14 protein-coding genes are annotated in these 19,256 nt (G+C 73.2%); all 14 read left to right on the top strand.

Annotated features, from left to right (window positions below; translation table 11 throughout):
• Nucleotides 1-292 precede the first annotated feature (292 nt).
• Nucleotides 293-1,471, top strand: a complete 1,179-nt coding sequence (locus tag GA0070216_RS03280) for an ROK family transcriptional regulator (RefSeq protein WP_091238974.1) — start codon at nt 293-295, stop codon at nt 1,469-1,471.
• A gap of 55 nt (nt 1,472-1,526) precedes the next feature.
• Complete coding sequence (locus GA0070216_RS03275) at nt 1,527-3,110, top strand: sugar ABC transporter ATP-binding protein (RefSeq protein WP_091238444.1); 1,584 nt, start codon at nt 1,527-1,529, stop codon at nt 3,108-3,110.
• A gap of 31 nt (nt 3,111-3,141) precedes the next feature.
• Nucleotides 3,142-4,263, top strand: coding sequence for an ABC transporter permease (locus GA0070216_RS03270; RefSeq protein ID WP_091238440.1), 1,122 nt, complete (start codon nt 3,142-3,144; stop codon nt 4,261-4,263).
• Between the two features lie 127 nt (nt 4,264-4,390).
• The gene (locus GA0070216_RS03265; protein ID WP_091238437.1) at nt 4,391-5,446 is read left to right on the top strand and encodes a substrate-binding domain-containing protein; all 1,056 of its coding nucleotides are present in this window, start codon (nt 4,391-4,393) and stop codon (nt 5,444-5,446) included.
• Between the two features lie 53 nt (nt 5,447-5,499).
• The gene (locus GA0070216_RS03260) at nt 5,500-6,675 is read left to right on the top strand and encodes a Gfo/Idh/MocA family protein (protein WP_176738816.1); all 1,176 of its coding nucleotides are present in this window, start codon (nt 5,500-5,502) and stop codon (nt 6,673-6,675) included.
• 468 nt (nt 6,676-7,143) lie between these two features.
• Nucleotides 7,144-8,292, top strand: coding sequence for an inositol-3-phosphate synthase (locus GA0070216_RS03255; protein WP_091238431.1), 1,149 nt, complete (start codon nt 7,144-7,146; stop codon nt 8,290-8,292).
• Nucleotides 8,289-9,281 (top strand): SCO3242 family prenyltransferase, encoded by a 993-nt coding sequence (locus tag GA0070216_RS03250; protein ID WP_091238429.1) that lies wholly within the window; start codon nt 8,289-8,291, stop codon nt 9,279-9,281. The genes GA0070216_RS03255 and GA0070216_RS03250 overlap by 4 nt, the downstream gene beginning before the upstream one ends.
• Entirely contained in the window at nt 9,278-10,291 is a 1,014-nt protein-coding gene (locus GA0070216_RS03245) for a sugar phosphate isomerase/epimerase family protein (protein WP_091238426.1), read from the top strand. Before GA0070216_RS03250 ends, GA0070216_RS03245 begins: the two co-directional genes overlap by 4 nt.
• 37 nt (nt 10,292-10,328) lie before the next feature.
• Nucleotides 10,329-10,931 carry an EboA domain-containing protein gene (locus tag GA0070216_RS03240; RefSeq protein ID WP_091238423.1) on the top strand — a complete coding sequence of 201 codons (603 nt, stop codon included), beginning with the start codon at nt 10,329-10,331 and terminating at the stop codon, nt 10,929-10,931.
• A gap of 1 nt (nt 10,932) precedes the next feature.
• Nucleotides 10,933-11,787 carry a TatD family hydrolase gene (locus GA0070216_RS03235; protein WP_091238420.1) on the top strand — a complete coding sequence of 285 codons (855 nt, stop codon included), beginning with the start codon at nt 10,933-10,935 and terminating at the stop codon, nt 11,785-11,787.
• Nucleotides 11,787-13,025, top strand: a complete 1,239-nt coding sequence (gene eboE, locus GA0070216_RS03230; protein WP_091238417.1) for a metabolite traffic protein EboE — start codon at nt 11,787-11,789, stop codon at nt 13,023-13,025. Before GA0070216_RS03235 ends, eboE begins: the two co-directional genes overlap by 1 nt.
• Nucleotides 13,026-13,089: 64 nt before the next feature.
• Nucleotides 13,090-14,610 (top strand): alkaline phosphatase family protein, encoded by a 1,521-nt coding sequence (locus GA0070216_RS03225; protein ID WP_091238415.1) that lies wholly within the window; start codon nt 13,090-13,092, stop codon nt 14,608-14,610.
• Nucleotides 14,607-15,674, top strand: a complete 1,068-nt coding sequence (locus GA0070216_RS03220) for a polyprenyl synthetase family protein (protein WP_091238412.1) — start codon at nt 14,607-14,609, stop codon at nt 15,672-15,674. The genes GA0070216_RS03225 and GA0070216_RS03220 overlap by 4 nt, the downstream gene beginning before the upstream one ends.
• A 664-nt stretch (nt 15,675-16,338) precedes the next feature.
• Nucleotides 16,339-19,200, top strand: coding sequence for a ricin-type beta-trefoil lectin domain protein (locus GA0070216_RS03215; protein WP_091238409.1), 2,862 nt, complete (start codon nt 16,339-16,341; stop codon nt 19,198-19,200).
• The last annotated feature ends 56 nt before the right edge of the window (nt 19,201-19,256 follow it).

Here is a 19,256-nt window from a genome sequence, read left to right as displayed (position 1 = left end):
GTGCCACGTGGTGGGGCGGTGGCTTGTCACGACCCCGCCTGATGCGGTAACGGTTCTCTCGCCCGGCGTGGGCCCGGTGTGCGAGGGTCACCCGGTGGCGGTAGCAGGTCGTTGTGGCAGTTTTCCGGTCTGTCAACCTTTTCTTGATCCACTAGTAGCTTTTGTTCTTTCGGACAAAAGTTGCCGACGGAACGACTGAAGGTATGGACATGCCCCTCGGAAGTCTCCTACTGTGTCGACCACAACACATCGGCGTGACGTCAATGTGAACCGTGAGACGGAGGTGAGTCCCGTGCGGGCGGCAGATCCCCTGCATGTGCAGCTGTTGCGGCTGCTCCGCGACGAGGGGCCCGCGTCTCGGGCAGAGCTGGGCGACCGGTTGCAGATGCCCCGACCCCGGCTCCTCACCGAGTTGGAGCGCCTGGTCGGGCTGGGCCTGGTGGCCGAGGCCGGACTGGCCGCCTCCCGGGGCGGTCGTCGCTCCACCCTGGTCGAGTTGAACCCCGACCTCCGGTTCGCCGCCGTCGACCTGGGCGCCAGCTCGATCGACGTCGAGGTGGTCAACGGGCGGCTGGAGCCGGTCGCCGCGTACGCCGAGGTCGCCGACATCCGCTCCGGCCCGAAGGTCATCCTGCACCGGGTCAACGACCTGCTGCACAAGGCCCGGGTGGACGGGGCGTACGAGCGGCTCAACGGCGTCGGCGTCGGCGTACCCGGGCCGGTGAGCTTCCGCGACGGGCTGCCGGTGTCACCGCCGATCATGCCCGGCTGGGACCGCTACCCGGTGCGCGAGCTGCTCAGCCGGGAGCACGGCTGCCCGGCGGTGGTCGACAACGACGTCAACATCATGGCGATCGGTGAGCGGCACGGGGGGGTGGCGCACTCGGTCGACGACTTCCTCTTTATCAAGATCGGCACCGGAATAGGGTGTGGGATCTACCTCAGCGGCGACGTCTACCGGGGCACCGACGGCTGTGCCGGGGACATCGGCCACATCCAGGCCGACGCCGGCGGTCCGACCTGCTCCTGCGGCAACACCGGTTGCCTGGAGGCCGTGTTCAGCGGAGCGGCCCTGGCCCGGGAGGCCGGCGTCGCCGCCCGTACCGGCACCTCGCCCGCGCTGGCCGAGCGGCTCGCCGAGCGGGGCGCGGTCTCCGCCCGCGACGTCGCGGAGGCGGCGATCGAGGGCGACGTCGTCTGCATCCAGCTCATCCGTGACGGGGGCCGCCGGGTCGGGCAGGTGCTGGCCGGGCTGGTCAGCTTCACCAACCCGTCGATGATCGTCATCGGCGGCGGGCTGGCCCACCTCGGGCACATCCTGCTCGCCGAGATCCGCAGCGTGGTGTACCGCCGCTCGCTGCCGCTGGCCACCGGCAACCTGCCGGTCGTCCTGTCCGAGCTGGGACCGCGCGCCGGAGTGGCCGGTGCGGCCGTCCTCGCCAGCGACGTCGCCTTCGGGGAGGCATCGTGAGCGCGAGGAGTGAGCCGGTTTTGCGAGCCCCGCAGTCGCGAACGGAGTATCCGCGATGAGCACCGAATCGACCCCCTCCGGGGACAGCCCGCTGGTCGAGGCGCCCGCCGACACCGTCGCCGGTGAGGTCGTGCTGCGGCTGACCGACGTGGTCAAGACCTTCCCCGGGGTACGCGCCCTCGACGGTGTGCAGCTGGAGGTGCGGGCCGGTGAGGTGCACTGCCTGCTCGGGCAGAACGGCGCTGGCAAGTCCACCCTGATCAAGGTGCTCGCCGGGGTGCACCGGCCGGACTCCGGCCAGGTGCAGTGGCGCGGCGAACCGGCGCACTTCGCCAACCCGCAGGCCGCCATGCGCGCCGGCATCGCCACCATCTACCAGGAACTCGACCTGGTCGAGGACCTGTCGGTCGCGGAGAACGCCTTCCTCGGCCACGAGCCGAAGGTCGCCGGGTTCGTCCGACGCGGCCACATGGCCCGGCGTACCCGGGAGATCCTGAGCCGGCTCGGCCACGGCGAGATCCCGCCCGGCCGGATGGTGCGGGCCCTGCCTGCCGCCGGCAAGCAGGTGGTCAGCATGGCCCGCGCGCTGTCCCACGAGGCCCGACTGATCATCATGGACGAGCCGAGCGCGGTGCTGGCCCACGACGAGGTCGACAACCTGTTCCGGATCATCCGGGAACTCACCGCCCAGGGCATCGCGGTCATCTACATCTCGCACCGGATGGAGGAGATCCGCGAGATCGGCGACCGGGTCACCGTACTCAAGGACGGTCGGACCACCGCGGCGAACCTGCCGGCCCGGGAGACCCCGACCCGCGACCTGGTGGCCCGGATGACCGGCCGCAACATCGAGTACGTCTTCCCGGACCGTCCCACCGCGCCGGCCGCCGCGGCGGACCTGCTGCGGGTCGAGGGGTTGAGCCGGACCGGCGAGTTCGCCGACGTCTCGCTCAGCGTCCGCCCCGGTGAGATCGTCGGCATCGCCGGGCTGGTCGGCTCCGGCCGCTCGGAACTGCTGGAGACGATCTACGGGGCCCGCCGCGCCGAGTCCGGCACCGTCCGGATGGGCGGTCGGCCCCTGCGTCCGGGCAGCGTCGGCGCGGCCGTACGGGCCGGCATGGGGATGGCCCCGGAGGAGCGCAAGAGCCAGGCGCTGCTGCTCGGCGAGCCGATCCACCGCAACGTCACCCTGGCGACCTTCACCCGGTACGCCCGCCTCGGCTTCACCAACGCCGGGCGGGAACGGGCCGAGGCGGAACGGATCGCCGACGAACTCCAGCTCCGGCCCAACGACGTGCGCCGGGCGGTACGCACCCTGTCCGGCGGCAACCAGCAGAAGGTGGTGGTCGGGCGCTGGCTGCTCGGCGACACCCGGCTGCTGCTGCTCGACGAGCCGACCCGGGGGGTGGACGTGGGGGCCCGTGCCGAGCTGTACCGGGTGATCCGCGGCCTGGCCGCCCAGGGGGTCGGCGTACTGCTGGTCTCCAGCGAGGTACCCGAGGTGCTCGGCCTGGCCGACCGGGTGCTGGTGATGCGCGAGGGCCGGATGGTGCGCGAGGCGCCCGCCGGCGAACTGGACGAGAACACCGTGCTCGACCTCGTCATGGCGGGGTCTCTGATGGAAGGCGCGCCGGCATGAGCGAGCGCAGTGAGCATAACGAGGTGACGGTATGAGTGAGTCGACCGGGACCGCGACACCGGACCGGCCGGCCGACCTGCCGGCGCAGTCCCCGCCGGTCGACCCGGCGGTGACGGCGTCGCTCAAGGAGAAGCCCCGGGCGGGCGGGTTGTCCTTCTGGCAGGGCGACGGGGGCGAGGGCGCGAAGCGTAACCTCGGCCTGATCGGCGTGCTGGTGGTGCTGGTCGTGATCGGCGCCGCCACCCGTTGGGACCTCTACTCCAACCCGGACTGGGTGTGGGGCAACACGCTGACCATCCTCAAGCTCGCCTCGGTGGTCGGGGTGGTCACTGTCGGGATGACCTTCGTGATCATCGGCGGCGGCATCGACCTGTCGGTCGGCGCGATCGTCGCCCTCGCCGGAGTGTGGGCGACCACGCTCGCCACCCAGAGCTACGGCGCCGGCGGCATGATCTTCACCGCGATCGTGGTCGGCACGGCGGTCGGAGTGGTCAACGGGGTGCTCATCTCCTACGGGCGGTTGGTGGCGTTCATCGCCACACTGGCCATGATGGTCGCCGCCCGGGGCCTGGCCGCGCAGATCTCCGGTAAGCAGACCCAGGTGTCGAACAACTCCTTCATCAACGGCATCGCCAGCACCGACGTGCTCGGCATCCCGCTGCTGGTCTACATCCTGGCCGCCGTGGTCGCCGCCGGTTGGGTGCTGCTCAACCGGACCACCTTCGGTCGGCGTACGGTCGCCGTCGGCGGCAACCCCGAGGCGGCCCGGCTCGCCGGGATCAACGTCCGGCGGCACACCCTGCTGCTCTACGCGCTCTCCGGACTCTGCTGCGGCATCGCCGCGATCATGCTGACCGCGCAGGCCAACTCCGCCCAGGCGGCCATGGCCAACCTGTACGAGCTGGACGCGATCGCCGCGGCCATCATCGGCGGCACGCTGCTCAGCGGCGGCCGGGGCACCATCGTCGGCTCCCTGCTCGGGGTGCTGATCTTCTCCACCATCACCAACCTCTTCGCCATCAACGGCCTGTCCACCGAGGCGCAGAACATGGTCAAGGGCGGCATCATCGTCGGCGCCGTCCTGATCCAGCAGGTGCAGTTCCGCAGCGTCACCCAGTTCTTCGGCCGCCAGAAGGCCACCACCTCCGGCTGACCGGACGCGCCGCCCCCACCGGGCGCGTCCCTACCCTCCGCACCATCGCATTCCGGCGGCCACCGACGGTGGCCGGGATCAGCACCACCTTTTTCACCCCCACCATCCGTCATTTCAGGAGGTCGTCATGACCCAGCCCCGTGACCTGTCCCGTCGCCGGATGCTCTTCGGCAGCGCGGCGGTCGGCGCCGGTGTGCTCCTCGCCGGCTGCACCAGCAACGAGTCCACACCGACCGCGGCGCAGACCAAGGCGGCCGACAACTCCGGTGGTGGCAACGCCGCCCCCGGCAAGAAGGTCACCGTCGGCTTCTCCGCCCCCGCCGCCGACCACGGCTGGATCGCCGCCATCACCAACAACGCCAAGGCGCAGGCCGGCGCGTACTCCGACGTGGACTTCAAGACCGTCGAGGCGGGCGCGGACGCGGCGGCCCAGCGGGCCGCGCTGTCCACCCTGGTCGCCCAGAAGCCGGACGTCATCGTGGTGCTGCCGCACGACGGCAAGGAGCTCAACGCCTTCGGCCTGGAGGCGATGAAGGCCGGTATCCCGGTGGTCAACCTGGACCGCGCCTTCCCGGACGCGCTGGCCTACCGCCTCCAGATCTCGGGCGACAACTACGGCATGGGCGTGGCCGCCGCGAACTACATCGTGGCGCAGCTCAAGGCCAAGGGCGTCAGCGCCCCGATCATCGGTGAGATCCCGGGCATCGACTCGCTGGAGCTGACCCAGCAGCGCTCCAAGGGCTTCGCCGACACGCTGGCCGCAGCCGGTTTCAAGGTGGCCAACCGGCGGCCGGCGGAGTTCACCGCCGACTCCGGCCAGCAGGCCGCCACCGGCCTGTTCCAGGCGCTGCCGAAGATCGACGCGGTCTGGAACCACGACGACGACCAGGGCATCGGTGTCCTGGCCGCGGTGAACCAGGCCAACCGCAAGGAGTTCTTCATGGTCGGCGGCGCCGGCTCGAAGAAGGCCATGGAGGACATCCAGGCCGACAACACGGTGCTCAAGGCGACCGTGACCTACAGCCCGTCGATGGCCTCCTCGGCCATCTCCCTGGCCCGCCTGATCGCCCAGGGTAAGGGCATGTCCGACCTGGTGGAACTCCAGGTGCCCAAGGTGATCGTCCTCGCCTCGGAGACGATCACCAAGGAGAACGCGAGCAGCTACCTCAAGCTCGGGTTCTGATACACGGGGGGAGACCCACCTTGTCCACTCATCACCGCGAACTCCGGGTCGGCATGATCGGCTACTCGTTCATGGGCGCCGCGCACTCACAGGCGTGGCGGACCGTGAACCGGGTGTACGACCTGCCTGCCCGGGTTCGGATGACGCAGATCTGCGGCCGGGACGCCGCGAAGGTCGCCGAGGCAGCCGACCGGCTGGGCTGGGACACGCACACCACAGACTGGCGTGCCCTGGTCGCCTCGGACGACATCGACGTGGTCGACATCTGCACCCCAGGTGACAGCCACGCCGAGATCGCCCTTGCCGCGCTCGCCGCCGGCAAGCATGTGATCTGCGAGAAACCGCTGGCCAACACGGTGGCCGAGGCGCGGGCGATGACCGCCGCCGCAGCCACCGCCGGGGCCGCCGGGGTCCGGTCCATGTGCGGGTTCAACTACCGTCGGGTGCCCGCCGTCGCGCTGATGCGACAGTTGGTCGACGAAGGCCGGCTCGGGACGATCCGGCACGTCCGCGCGACGTATCTCCAGGACTGGATCGTCGATCCGCAGTTCCCCCTGGTCTGGAGGCTGGACAAGGACAAGGCGGGTTCCGGTGCCCTCGGCGACATCGGGGCGCACATCATCGACCTGACCCAGTTCGTGACCGGCCAACGGATCACCGGGGTCAGCGCGGTGACCGAGACGTTCGTCAAGGAGCGCCCGTTGCCGGGCGCGTCGAGCGGCCTGGCCGCCGAGGTGGACGGCACCGCGACGGCGACCGGCACGGTCACCGTCGACGACGCCGCGATCTTCGTGGCCCGGCTCGACGACGGCGCACTGGCCACGTACGAGGCGACCCGGTTCGCCACCGGCCGCAAGAACGCGCTCCGGGTGGAGATCAACGGTTCGCTCGGCTCGGTGGTGTTCGACCTGGAACGCCTCAACGAGCTGGAGTTCTATGACGCCACCCGGCCGGCGACCGAGCAGGGATTCGCCCGGATCCTGGTCACCGAGGCCGAGCACCCGTACATGGCGGCGTGGTGGCCGCCGGGTCACATCATCGGCTACGAGCACTCCTTCACGCACGAGATGCGCGACTTCGTCGAGGCGGTCGCCAACGGCGTCGACCCGACCCCGTCGTTCGCCGACGCGTTGCAGGTCCAGCTGGTGCTGGACGCGGTGACCCGTTCGGCGGAACTCGGTTCCCAGTGGACCGACGTCGAGCAGGCCCTGGCCGCGCTCGCCGTCTGACCAGGCACTCCGCCGTCGACCGGCGAGGGACCGGCCGCGGTTGCGCCCCGCGGCCGGGCCGGGGTCGGCAGTGGAGGGCGCGCACCCGGGCCACCCGGCCCGGGACACGCGCACGATGGCCGTCCGGTGCGGCCGGACCGGGATTCCCCGGTCGCACCGGAGGGCCGATAGTAGGAACATAGATGAGTGTGATTCGATTACCCCTGGGGAATCCGGGTCACCACCACCATTCGTCCGGCCGAGGGCGCGCCGCCGCCGTCGGCCGGATGCGGGGAGGCAGGGCCGAGACGCCGAACCGGCCCTGCCTGCCAGCCCCGCCCGCACGCCGTCCGGGAACCGGGTGTGGCGTCGACGCCGCCGACGTCTGCGCCGTGCCCGGTGCCACCCCGGACGACCGGGCGGGCGGGGCCACCCCGCGCCCCGACAGCACGACCGACCGACAGCACGTTTCCATCCGGAAGGAGCACCATGCGTACGGGTGTCTGGCTGGTGGGAGCGCGCGGTTCCGTCGCGACCACCGGCATCGTCGGAGGCCTCGCCCTGCGGGCCGGCCTCACCGCCCCCACCGGCTGCGTCACCGAACTGCCCGACCTGCGCGGGCCCGCCCTGCCCACCTTCGCCGACCTGGTCTTCGGCGGCCACGACGTGGCCACCACCCCGCTGACGAAGCGCGCCGACGCGCTCGCCGCCGCCGGGGTGCTGCCCGGCCGGCTGGCCACCGCCCTCGCCGCCGACCTGACCGCCGTCGAGGACGACCTGCGGCCCGCACCGACCGGCGGCAGCCAGGCCGACCGGGCCGCCACGATCACCGCCGACCTGACCGCGTTCCGCGACCGGCACCAGCTCGACCGGGTGGTGGTGGTCAACGTCTCCGCCACCGAACCGGCCCCGTCGCCGCACCCCGGCCACGCCGATCCGGACGCCCTGCGGGCCGCGCTCGCCGGCCCCGACGAGGTGCTGCCGCCCAGCTCGCTGTACGCGTACGCGGCCGTCGAGGCGGGCTGCCCCTACGTCGACTTCACCCCGTCCACCGGGCTGCGCCTGCCGGCGCTCGCCGCGCTGGCCGCCCAGCGTGGCCTGCCGTACGCCGGGCACGACGGCAAGACCGGGGAGACCCTGGTCAAGTCGGTGCTCGCCCCGATGTTCGCGATGCGTCACCTGGCGGTGCGCTCCTGGTCCGGGGTCAACCTGCTCGGTGGCGGCGACGGGGCGACCCTGGCCGAGCCGGGTGCCAACGCCGCCAAGGTGGACAGCAAGCAGCGGGTCCTCGGCGAGACGCTGGGCTACGTGCCGCAGGGGGGCACCCGGATCGAGTACGTCGAGGACCTGGGCGACTTCAAGACCGCCTGGGACCTGATCACCTTTGCCGGGTTCCTCGGCACCGGGATGCGGATGGAGTTCACCTGGCACGGCTGCGACTCCGCGCTGGCCGCCCCGCTGGTGCTGGACCTGGCCCGACTCACCGCCGCCGCGCACGCCGCCGGCCGGGTCGGCCCCCTGCCCGAGCTGGCCTTCTTCTTCAAGGACCCGATCGACGCCCCCACCCACTCGCTGAGTGAGCAGTGGCAGCGGCTGGTCGACTTCACCCGGGACCTGCACGCCGGGGGTGCCGGGTGACCAGCGTGGCCGACCTGGCCGAGCTGGTCCGGGCGCCGGCCGCGCTCTCCGTACCGGGGGATCTGGTGGCCGGGGCGGCGGCGGCCGGGGTGCTCGGCCCGCGTACCGCCGGGCTGGCCGGCGCGTCGGTCCTGCTCTACTGGGCCGGGATGGCCGCCAACGACTGGGCGGACCGCCGGCTGGACGCCGAGGAACGCCCGGAACGGCCGATCCCGAGTGGCCGGATCAGCCCGACCGCCGCCGCCGGGGTCGCCGTCGGACTGACCGCCGCCGGCCTGGGCCTGGCCGCCGCCGTGGGCGGCCGACGGGCCACCGCCGTCGCGCTCCCGCTCGCCGCCACCATCTGGGGGTACGACCTGGCAGCGAAGAACACCGCCGCCGGTCCCGCCGTGATGGCCGCCTGCCGGGGGCTGGACGTGCTGCTCGGCGCGTCGTCGGGCCGACCGGTCCGGGCGCTGCCGGCGGCGCTGACCGTCGCCGCGCACACCTGGACGGTCACCGCCCTGTCCCGGCGTGAGGTCAGCGGGGCCGACGTCGCCCTGCCCCGGCGTACCCTCGCCGGCACCGCCCTGGTCGCGCTGGCCGCCACCACCCTGCCCCGCCCCACCCACCGGTCGACCCCGGGCACCGGCCGGCCGACCCCGGGGGACGACGCGGTGCCGGCGGCGACCGGCGCGGCCGGTGACCCCGGTCGCCGCACCGCACCGGGCGTCCGCGCCGGTGCCGCCGGTGTCGGCCGGTCGCTCGCCGCCGCGCTGCCGGTCGGACTGGCCGGCTGGTACGTCGCCCGGTACGGCGGCGCGCAGGTCCGGGTGGCCGCCGACCCCACCGCCGGTCGGGTCCGGGCGGCCGTCGGGGCCGGCATCACCGGGCTGCCCTCGTTGCAGGGCGCGCTCACCGCACGGGCCGGCGCCGGCCTGCTCGGTGCGCTGGTCGCGCTCGCCGCGCCGCTGGGCGGCCGGCTGGCCCGGAAGCTCTCCCCGACATGACCACCCCGCACGCCGTCGCGCCGGCCGCCACGGGCGCTGCCGACACGTCGCGCCGCCGCCCGGCCCCGGACCGCCCGGCTGACCCCACCGCCGGCCCGTCGGCCGGCGAGGTGGACCGGCTCCGGTTCGGCTACGGCACCAACGGCTTCGCCAACCACCGGCTCGACGACGCCCTGACGGTGCTGGCCGACCTCGGCTACGAGGGGATCGCGCTCACCCTGGACCACGACCACCTCGACCCGTACGCGCCGGGGCTGGCCCGGCGGGTCGACGCGGTGGCGCACCGGCTGGCCGCGCTCGGTCTCGGCGTGGTGGTGGAGACCGGCGCCCGCTTCCTGCTCGACCCGTGGCGCAAACACGCCCCGACGTTGCTGCACGACGACCCGGCCGGCCGGATCGACTTCCTGGAACGGGCCGTGCGGGTCGGCGCGGACCTCGGCGCGGAGGCGGTCTCCTGCTGGGCCGGCATCCGGCCCGGCCACGTCGCCCCCGAGGTCGCGTGGGACCGGCTGGTCGCCGGGTGCGCCACGGTGGTTGCCGCCGCCGACCGGGCCGGGGTGCGGCTGGGCTTCGAACCGGAGCCCGGAATGCTGGTCGAGGACATCGCCGGCTGGCGTCGGCTGCACCGGGCCCTCGGTGAGCCGGCCTGCTTCGGGATCACCCTCGACATCGGACACTGCCGTTGCCTGGAGTCGTCGAGCGTGCCGGACTGCGTGCACCAGGTGGCCGAGCACCTGGTCAACGTGCAGATCGACGACATGCGCCGGGGGGTGCACGAGCACCTGGAGTTCGGCACCGGCGAAATCGACTTCCCGCCGGTGCTGCGGGCCCTGGCCGACGCCGGCTACCGGGGACTGGTCGCCGTGGAGCTGCCCCGGCACTCGCACGCCGCGCCCACCGTGGCGGCCCGGTCGCTGGACTTCCTGCGTACCGCCGCCCGGCACGCCGGCCTCGACCCGGGCGCACCACCCGCGCCCGTCGGGGCCGACCGCACCACCGGGGTGGACTGACCACCGCCGAGCGCACACACCTGGGGAGGGGAGACGGATGACACCGGATCGACTGCGGACCGCGCTGGAGGGCGTACCCGATCCCGACTGGCTGGAGACCGCGCTGCGCCGCGCCGCGGCCGAGCCCGGCACGGTGGCGCGGTCGTTCCCGGCCGCCGCCCGGCGGTGCGGCCGGCACGACCTGCCCGGCGCCCCCGGCTGGACCGCCGACGAGGCGGCGCGGGCGCTGCTGCTGGCCGCGCTCCCCGCCGACCAGGCCGCCGGGCAGGCCGAGGAGGTCTACCGGCACGGCGACGCCGCCGAGAAGCGGGCCGTGCTCAAGGCCCTGCCGCTGCTGCCGATCGGCACTGCCGGAGTGTCGCTGCTGCACGACGCGATCCGCACCAACGACACCCGGCTGGTCGCCGCCGCACTCGGCCCGTACGCCCGGCACCTGACGGCGGACGCCTGGCGGCAGGCGGTGCTCAAGTGCGTGTTCATCGGGGTGCCGCTGGCCGCCGTCGCCGACCTGGACGACCGGGCCGACGCCGAGCTGGCCGCCATGCTCGCCGCGCTCGCCGCGGAACGGCACGCCGCCGGCCGGCAGCTCCCCGCCGACGCCACCGCACTGCTCGACCGGCTCACCATCAGGGAGGCGTGACATGCGCATCTTCGACCCGCACATCCACATGACGTCGCGGACCACCGACGACTACGAGCGGATGGCCGCCGCCGGGGTCCGCGCCGTGGTCGAGCCGGCCTTCTGGCTGGGGCAGCCGCGCACCAGCGCCGCCTCCTTCGCCGACTACTTCGACTCGCTGATCGGCTGGGAGCCGTTCCGGGCCGGGCAGTTCGGGGTCCGGCACCACGCCACCGTGGCGCTGAACCCCAAGGAGGCCAACGACCCGCGCTGCCGCCCGGTGCTCGACCTGCTGCCCCGCTACCTGGAGAAGGACGCGGTGGTCGCGGTCGGCGAGATCGGCTACGACGACATGACGCCGGCCGAGGACGAGGCGTTCGCCACCCAGCTCGCCCTGGCCGTCGACCACGCCCTGCCCGCCCTCGTGCACACCCCGCACCGGGACAAGGCGCGTGGCGTCGAACGCAGCCTCGCGGTGGTCGCCGAGAGCGGCATCGCCCCCGGCCGGGTGGCGCTGGACCACCTCAACGAGGTGACCGTGAAGCTGGCCCGGGACAGCGGCTGCTGGCTGGGTTTCTCCATCTATCCGGACACCAAGATGTCGCCGCCGCGGATGGTGGAGCTGCTGCGCACGTACGGCACCGAGCGGATGCTGGTCAACTCGGCCGCCGACTGGGGCCGCTCCGACCCGCTGCTGACCCGGGCCACCGGCGAGGCGATGCTGGCCGCCGGGTTCACCGACGACGACGTCGACCGGGTGCTCTGGCGCAACCCGGTGGAGTTCTACGGGCAGTCCGGCCGGCTCGACCTGACCGACCTGGACGCCCCGGCCACCGGCACCTTCGAGGGCAACTCCATCCTGCGCGGCGGCGACTGATGCGGCTGCGGCACGCCGACGGCAGCACCGTCCACCTCGGCTACTGCACCAACGTGCACCCCGCCGAGGACACCGCCGGCATCCTCGCCCAGCTCGACACGTACGCCCTGCCGGTGCGCGAGGCGCTCGGCACCGACCTGCTCGGCCTGGGGCTGTGGCTGGCCGCCCCGGTCGCCGCCGAGCTGGCCGCCGACCCGGCCGCCCGCCGCCGGCTGCGCGCCGAGCTGACCCACCGGGGGCTGGAGGTGGTCACCCTCAACGGCTTCCCGTACGCGGCCTTCCAGGCCCCGGTGGTCAAGGGCGCGGTCTACCACCCGGACTGGACCACCGGGCAGCGGCTGCGCTACACCCTCGACCTGGCCCGGGTGCTGGCCGACCTGCTCCCCGACGACGCCGCCCGGGGATCGATCTCCACCCTGCCGCTGGCCTGGCGGCAGCCCTGGGACGCGGCGCACGCCGAGGCGGCCCGTCACCGGCTCGACGCGCTCACCGCCGGGCTGGCCGAGGTGGAACGCGACACCGGCCGCCCGGTGCGGGTGGGTTTCGAACCGGAGCCGGGGTGCGTGGTGGAGAGCAGCGGGCAGGCCGCCGCGCTGCTGGCCGGCCTCGACCCGGAGCGGCTCGGGATCTGTCTCGACCTGGCCCACCTCGCCTGCGCCTGGGAGGAGCCCGTCGAGGCGCTGGCCCGGCTGCGCGCCGCCGGCCTGCCGGTGGTCAAGGTGCAGGTCTCCGCCGCGCTGGAGGCGGCCGACCCGGTCGCCGACGCCGAGGCGCTGGGCCGCTGGGTCGAGCCCCGCTTCCTGCACCAGACCCGCACCGCCGGCTGCGCCCATGTCGCCGACCCGGCCGACCCGGCGTACGCGGCCGACGACCTGGACGCCGCGCTGGCCGCGCGGCTGCCCGGGGCGTGGCGGGTGCACTACCACGTGCCGCTGCACGCCCCGCCCGAGCCGCCGCTGACCTCCACCCTGCCGGTGCTGCGCACCGCGCTGGCCGCGCTGCTCGCCGGCCCGACCGCCGGCTGCGACCACCTGGACGTCGAGACGTACACCTGGGGGGTGCTGCCGGCGGCGCGGCGGCCGCGCACCGATGCGGAGCTGGCCCTCGGGATCGCCGCCGAGCTGGCCTTCGCCCGCGACGAACTGGTCACCCTCGGCCTGACTCCGGCCGGCTGGGCCGTCCCCGGCCCGACTCCGGCCGATCGAGCCGTCCCGACAACCCTGGGGGTACGACGATGAGCGAGCACCACCGACCGGGCACCGTGCGGTGCCACCGCCGCGCCGGACGCAGCGGGGTGTCGGCATGAGCCGCCGCCTGGTGGTGCTGGACGTGGTCGGCCTGACCCCCCGGCTGCTGGCCCACATGCCCCGGTTGCGTGCCGTCGCCGAGCAGGGGTTCTCCGCCGAGTTGGGCACCGTGCTGCCGGCGGTGACCTGCTCGGCGCAGGCCACCCTGCTGACCGGTGAACCGCCGGCCGGGCACGGCATCGTCGGCAACGGCTGGTATTTCCGCGACCTCGGTGAGGTGCTGCTGTGGCGGCAGCACCACGCGCTGGTCGGCGGGGAGAAGGTGTGGCAGGCGGCCCGCCGGGTCGAGCCCGGCTACACGGTGGCCAACGTCTGCTGGTGGTACGCGATGGGCGCGGACGTCAACTGGACCGTCACGCCCCGCCCGATCTACTACGCCGACGGGCGTAAGGAACCGGACTGCTGGACCGATCCGCCGGAGCTGCACGACACGCTCACCGACGCCCTCGGCACCTTCCCGCTGTTCACCTACTGGGGGCCGGGCGCCGGGCTGCCCTCGTCCCGGTGGATCTGTCAGGCGGCCGAGCGGATCCTCGCCGACCAGGCCCCCGACCTGACCCTGGTCTACGTCCCGCACCTCGACTACGACCTGCAACGCTTCGGCCCGTCCTCGCCCCGGGCCGCCGCCGCGGCGGCCGAGCTGGACGCGGTGCTCGCGCCGCTGCTGGACGCCGCACGGGCCGCCGACGCGACAGTGGTGGCGCTCTCCGAGTACGGCATCACCGACGTCTCCCGGCCGGTGGACGTCAACCGGCTGCTGCGCGCCGAGGGGCTGCTGCGGGTCTACACCCAGGACGGCATGGAGTACCTGGACCCGTGGACGTCCCGGGCGTTCGCCGTGGCCGACCACCAGATCGCCCACGTCTACGTGAAGGACCCGGCGGACGTGGCGGCGGTGGCGAAGCTCTGCGCCGGGCTGCCCGGGGTGGCCGAGGTGCTCGACGCCGAGGGCAAGGCGGCGGCCGGGCTGGACCACGAGCGGGCCGGGGAACTGGTGCTGGTGGCCGAGCCGGACTCCTGGTTCACCTACTACTACTGGCTGGACGACGACCGCGCCCCGGACTTCGCCCGCAACGTCGAGATCCACCGCAAGCCCGGGTACGACCCGGCGGAGCTGTTCTTCGACCCGGCCGGGCCGGGGGCGGCGAAGCGTCGGGCGGGGGTGGCCCTGGCCCGCAAGAAGCTGGGCATGCGCTACCTGATGAGCGTGGTCGGCCTGGACGCGGGGGCGCGGGCGGTACGCGGTTCGCACGGCCGGTTGCCGGCCGACCCGGCGGACGGCCCGGTGCTGCTCTGCTCCGACCCGTCCGCGGCCCGGGACTCCTTCGCCGCCACCGAGGTCAAGGCGTTGCTGCTGGACCTGGCCGGCCTGGTGCCGGCCACCGCGCCGACCGGGGCGGAGCCGGCTGCGGGTGCCGTGCCGACGGCTGCGGCGGGTGGGACGCCGACCGGGTCGGCTGCCGGTGGACCGTCCTCGGCCCCGAGCGGTCCGCCGGGTACGGGGGAGCGGCGGTGACGGTCACCGCCGCCCCGACCGATGCCAGTGACCTGCGGACCCGCTTCGACGCCGAGTTGGGGGCGTTTCTCGACCGGCAGGGCCCGGACTGGCCGGACGGCGCGCCGCGGGGCATCTTCACCGCGCTGCACCGGTTCGTGCTGGCCGGCGGGAAGCGGCTGCGCCCGCTGTTCTGCTACTGGGGTTGGCGGGGTGCCGGGGGCGCGGACGACCGCCCGATCGTGGTGGCTGCGGCGGCGTTGGAGCTGTTCCACGCGTTCGCGCTGATCCACGACGACATCCTGGACGGCAGCGACCACCGGCGGGGGGCCCCGTCGGTGCACCGGGTCTTCGCCGAGCTGCACACCCGGTCGGCGTGGCGGGGCGACCCGGAGACCTATGGCCGGAACACCGCGCTGCTCTGCGGTGATCTCTGTGCGGCCTGGTCGGATCAGATGTTCCACGAGTGCGGGATGACCTCCGCGCAGATCTGGCAGGGCTACCGGGTCTTTGCCCGGATGCGCACCGAGGTGATCGCGGGGGAGTACCTGGATCTGGTCTCCGGGGTCGGGGACGGCTCGGTGGCCAGCGCGCTCACCGTGATCCGGATGAAGGCGGCCCGGTACACGGTGACCCGGCCGTTGCAGATCGGCGCGGCGCTGGCCGGCGCCCCGGCGGAGCTGATCGCGGCGCTCGTCGACTTCGGTGACCCGCTGGGGGATGCGTTCCAGCTCCGCGACGACGTGCTGGGCGTCTTCGGTGACCCGGCGGTGACCGGGAAGTCGATCCTGGACGACCTGCGGGAGGGCAAGCCGACGGTGATGATGGCGTTGGCCCGCGACGCCGCCGACCGGGCGCAGGCCACCCGGCTGCGGGAGCTGTTCGGCAATCCCGAGCTGGACGCGGCGGGCGCCGCCGACCTGCGGGCGATCATCGAGGCGACCGGGGCGCGGGAGAAGATCGAGCGGCTGATCCGGGTCCGGGCCGACGCGGCCCGGGTGGCGCTCGCCCAGGTGCCGCTGGCGGAGCCGGCCCGTACCGCCCTGGCCGGTCTGGCCGACCAGGCCGTGCACCGGCGGCACTGACCCGCGTCGGCCCGCGCCCCTCGTCGGGCCGGGGCGCGGACGACCGGGCACCTGTTCGCGTTGACCGTGCTGCTGGCTTCCTCGGTGCGGTGCGCGGAGGTTCGCCGGTGCGCCGACCGGCAGGAGCGCCTGTCCGTCCGGTGCGGGCGGCTGACTTTCATCAGATGAATGTGGATTCCCGCACGGGCGGGCGTCCCCACGTGGCGGGCGCGCGTCGCCAGGCGGCGGCACGTCCCTGCGCCCGGGGTGAACCCTGGGCGTTACTGCTCGGCACCGTGCGGTGACCCGCAGGTCGTCGATCAGGCCGACCGGTCCGCTGCCGCGCGGCGTGGAACCGGGGTGACGGCTGGTGCGCAGGCTTCATCTGATGAAACCCACAAGGGTGGGTGCAAGGTATGGACATTGACATAGGTCACCATTAATGTTTGTGGCATCACGGGCATGTTTCGTCAAGGTGAACCGGCGGCGCGGTAACCCCTTGGCGAGCAACCCTCCGCTGGGCGGTTCGCGCTCCGGTCGAGGGTTCGGACGGCCGACCGGGCACTCCCGGCCGTCCGGCCTGCCCTGCCACACCCCACCACCACACCACTCCACCACCCGGCATCCGGCGCGGCGGCACGCGTCCCGCCCTGGCCGTGATCCGTCAGGAAGGGACAGCCCTCCAATGTCCATAAAGGACCCAACCGGTCGCCGTTCCCGACGGTGGCTACCCTCCGCCGCAGTGCTACTGCTGGCGGTCACGGCCGGCACGGTCGCCGCCACCACCGGCCCGACCGCCCCGGCCGCCGCCCACACCATCAACGCCAGCGACTTCCAGCAGGTCGAACTGGCCCGGGGCGTCAACGAGATGGGCGAGCCGATGTCGCTCGCCGTGCTGCCGGACCGCTCCGTGCTGCACACCGCCCGCAACGGCACCGTGCGTCGCACCGACTCCGCCGGCGTCACCCGGGTGGTCGGCACCATCCCCGTCTACACCCACGACGAGGAGGGGTTGCAGAGCCTCGGGGTCGACCCGGGCTTCGCCACCAACCGGTTCATCTACCTCTACTACGCGCCGCCGCTGTCCACCCCCGGCGGTGACGCGCCCGCCACCGGCAGCAACTGGTCGGCCTGGCAGGGCGTGAACCGGCTGTCCCGCTTCACCCTGAACAGCGACTTCACCCTCAACCAGGCCAGCAAGGTCGACGTGCTGGACGTCGCGACCGACCGGGGCATCTGCTGCCACGTCGGCAGCGACATGGACTTCGACGCCGCCGGGAACCTCTACCTGTCCACCGGCGACGACAGCAACCCGTTCGACTCCGCCGGCTACTCGCCGCTGGACGAGCGGACCAACCGCAACCCGGCGTACGACTCCCAGCGCGGTGCCGGCAACACCAACGACCTGCGGGGCAAGCTCCTGCGGATCAAGGTGAACGCCGACGGGTCGTACTCCATCCCGAGCGGGAACCTGTTCCCCCCGGGCACCGCGAAGACCCGTCCCGAGATCTACGCGATGGGCTTCCGCAACCCGTTCCGGATCAGCGTCGACAAGCCCACCGGCATCGTCTACGTCGGCGACTACGGGCCGGACGCCGGCAGCACCAACGCCAACCGGGGCCCCGCCGGCCAGGTCGAGTTCAACCGGGTCACCGGCCCGGGCAACTACGGCTGGCCGTACTGCACCGGCACCAACACCACGACCGAGACGTACAACGAGTGGAACTTCGCCAACAACTCCACCGGCCCCAAGTACAACTGCACCGGCGGGCCGACCAACAACTCGTTCCGCAACACCGGCCTGAGCACCCTCCCGCCGGCCAAGCCCTCCTGGATCCGGTACGGCGGCGACGCCGGCAGCCCGGCGGCGTTCGGCGGCGGCTCCGAGTCCCCGGCGGCCGGCCCGGTCTACCGGTACGACCCGAACAACCCCTCGGCGACGAAGTTCCCGCAGACCTTCGACGGGCAGTTCTTCGCCACCGAGTTCGGCCGGGGCTGGGTCAAGCCGATCCACCTCAACTCCGACGGGTCGCCCGGCACCATCGACAGCTTCCCCTGGGTGGGCAAGCAGGTGATGGACTCCGCGTTCGGCCCCGACGGGGCGTACTACCTGCTGGACTACGGCACCGGCTACTACAACGGTGACGCCAACTCCGCCCTGTACCGCTTCGACTACGTCGGCGTCGGCAACCGGGCGCCGGCCGCCCGGGCGAGCGCCGACCGGACCTCCGGTCCCGCGCCGCTGACCGTGAACTTCTCCTCGGCCGGCTCCGCCGACCCCGAGGGCGGGGCGCTGACCTACTCGTGGGCGTTCGGCGACGGCACCACCTCCACGGCGGCCAACCCGACGAAGACGTACACCGCGGACGGGTCGTACACCGCGACGCTCACCGTGCGGGACGCGCAGGGGGCGACCGGCACCAACAGCGTGACGGTCAACGTCGGCAACACCGCCCCGACGGTCACGATCAACAGCCCGGTCGACGGCTCGCTGTTCTCCTTCGGTGACAGCGTGCCGTTCAGCATCACCGTCACCGACCCCGAGGACGGCACGGTCGACTGCGCCAAGGTCAAGATGACCTACGTGCTCGGCCACGACCAGCACGGCCACCAGATCACCTCGGTCAACGGCTGCTCCGGCACGATCACCATTCCGGTCGACGGCGAGCACGACGACGCGGCGAACATCTTCGCCATCTTCGACGCCGAGTACACCGACGCCGGTGGGCTCACCACGCACACCCAGTACACCCTCCAGCCCCGGCACCGGCAGGCCGAGCACTACAAGACCTCGTCCGGCATCGCCACCTTCGACAAGGCCCCCGCCGAGGGTGGGAAGACCGTCGGGAACATCGAGAACGGGGACTGGATCGGGTTCACGCCGTACCGGGTGGGCAACGTGACCTCGTTCACCGCCCGGGTCTCGTCGGCCGGTGCCGGCGGCACCATCCAGATCCGCGCCGGCTCGCCCACCGGCACCGTGCTCGGGCAGGCCACCGTGCCGGTCACCGGCGGCTGGGACGTCTTCACCACGGTCACCGGCACGGTGTCCGGCGCACCCACCGGCACCACCACGCTCTACGTGACCTTCGCCGGTGGCACCGGGTTGCTCTACGACCTGGACGCGTTCACCCTGAACACCGGCACCGTCACGCCGGGCAACGGTACCGGGCCGATCAAGGGCCTGGGCGGCAAGTGTCTGGACGTGCGCAACGGCGCCACCGCCGACGGCACCCAGGTCCAGATCCTCACCTGCAACGGTGGGACCGCACAGACCTGGACGGTGACCCCGAACGGCCCGATCAAGGCGTTGGGCAAGTGCCTGGACGTCTCCGGTGGCGGCACCGCCAACGGTACGAAGATCCAGCTCTGGACCTGCACCGGTGGCACCCCGCAGGTCTGGTCGGCGCAGGCCGACGGCACCCTGCGCAACCCGGCCTCGGGCAAGTGCCTGGACGTCTCCGGCAACAGCTCCGCCGACGGCACGGTGGTCCTGCTGTGGACCTGCAACTCCTCCGCCGCCAACCAGAAGTGGACCCTGCCCTGACCTGACGGGCGCGGGACCGGGCTCGCCCGGCCCCGCGCCCCCGGCGTACTGGAGCA

Origin of the sequence: Micromonospora matsumotoense (genome assembly GCF_900091525.1) — a bacterium.
GTDB classification, from domain to species: domain Bacteria; phylum Actinomycetota; class Actinomycetes; order Mycobacteriales; family Micromonosporaceae; genus Micromonospora; species Micromonospora matsumotoensis.
Note: the sequence above shows the minus strand (reverse complement) of the source record. Positions and strands in the feature narration are given on the sequence as shown.

Excerpts from the sequence above, each read along its gene's own strand:
- GA0070216_RS03270 (WP_091238440.1), top strand. The coding sequence starts at position 3,142 with ATGAGTGAGTCGACCGGGACCGCGACACCGGACCGGCCGGCCGACCTG.
- GA0070216_RS03240 (WP_091238423.1), top strand. The coding sequence starts at position 10,329 with ATGACACCGGATCGACTGCGGACCGCGCTGGAGGGCGTACCCGATCCC.
- GA0070216_RS03260 (WP_176738816.1), top strand. The coding sequence starts at position 5,500 with ATGATCGGCTACTCGTTCATGGGCGCCGCGCACTCACAGGCGTGGCGG.
- GA0070216_RS03265 (WP_091238437.1), top strand. The coding sequence starts at position 4,391 with ATGACCCAGCCCCGTGACCTGTCCCGTCGCCGGATGCTCTTCGGCAGC.
- eboE (WP_091238417.1), top strand. The coding sequence starts at position 11,787 with ATGCGGCTGCGGCACGCCGACGGCAGCACCGTCCACCTCGGCTACTGC.
- GA0070216_RS03245 (WP_091238426.1), top strand. The coding sequence starts at position 9,278 with ATGACCACCCCGCACGCCGTCGCGCCGGCCGCCACGGGCGCTGCCGAC.
- GA0070216_RS03275 (WP_091238444.1), top strand. The coding sequence starts at position 1,527 with ATGAGCACCGAATCGACCCCCTCCGGGGACAGCCCGCTGGTCGAGGCG.
- GA0070216_RS03225 (WP_091238415.1), top strand. The coding sequence starts at position 13,090 with ATGAGCCGCCGCCTGGTGGTGCTGGACGTGGTCGGCCTGACCCCCCGG.
- GA0070216_RS03255 (WP_091238431.1), top strand. The coding sequence starts at position 7,144 with ATGCGTACGGGTGTCTGGCTGGTGGGAGCGCGCGGTTCCGTCGCGACC.
- GA0070216_RS03215 (WP_091238409.1), top strand. The coding sequence starts at position 16,339 with ATGTCCATAAAGGACCCAACCGGTCGCCGTTCCCGACGGTGGCTACCC.
- GA0070216_RS03235 (WP_091238420.1), top strand. The coding sequence starts at position 10,933 with ATGCGCATCTTCGACCCGCACATCCACATGACGTCGCGGACCACCGAC.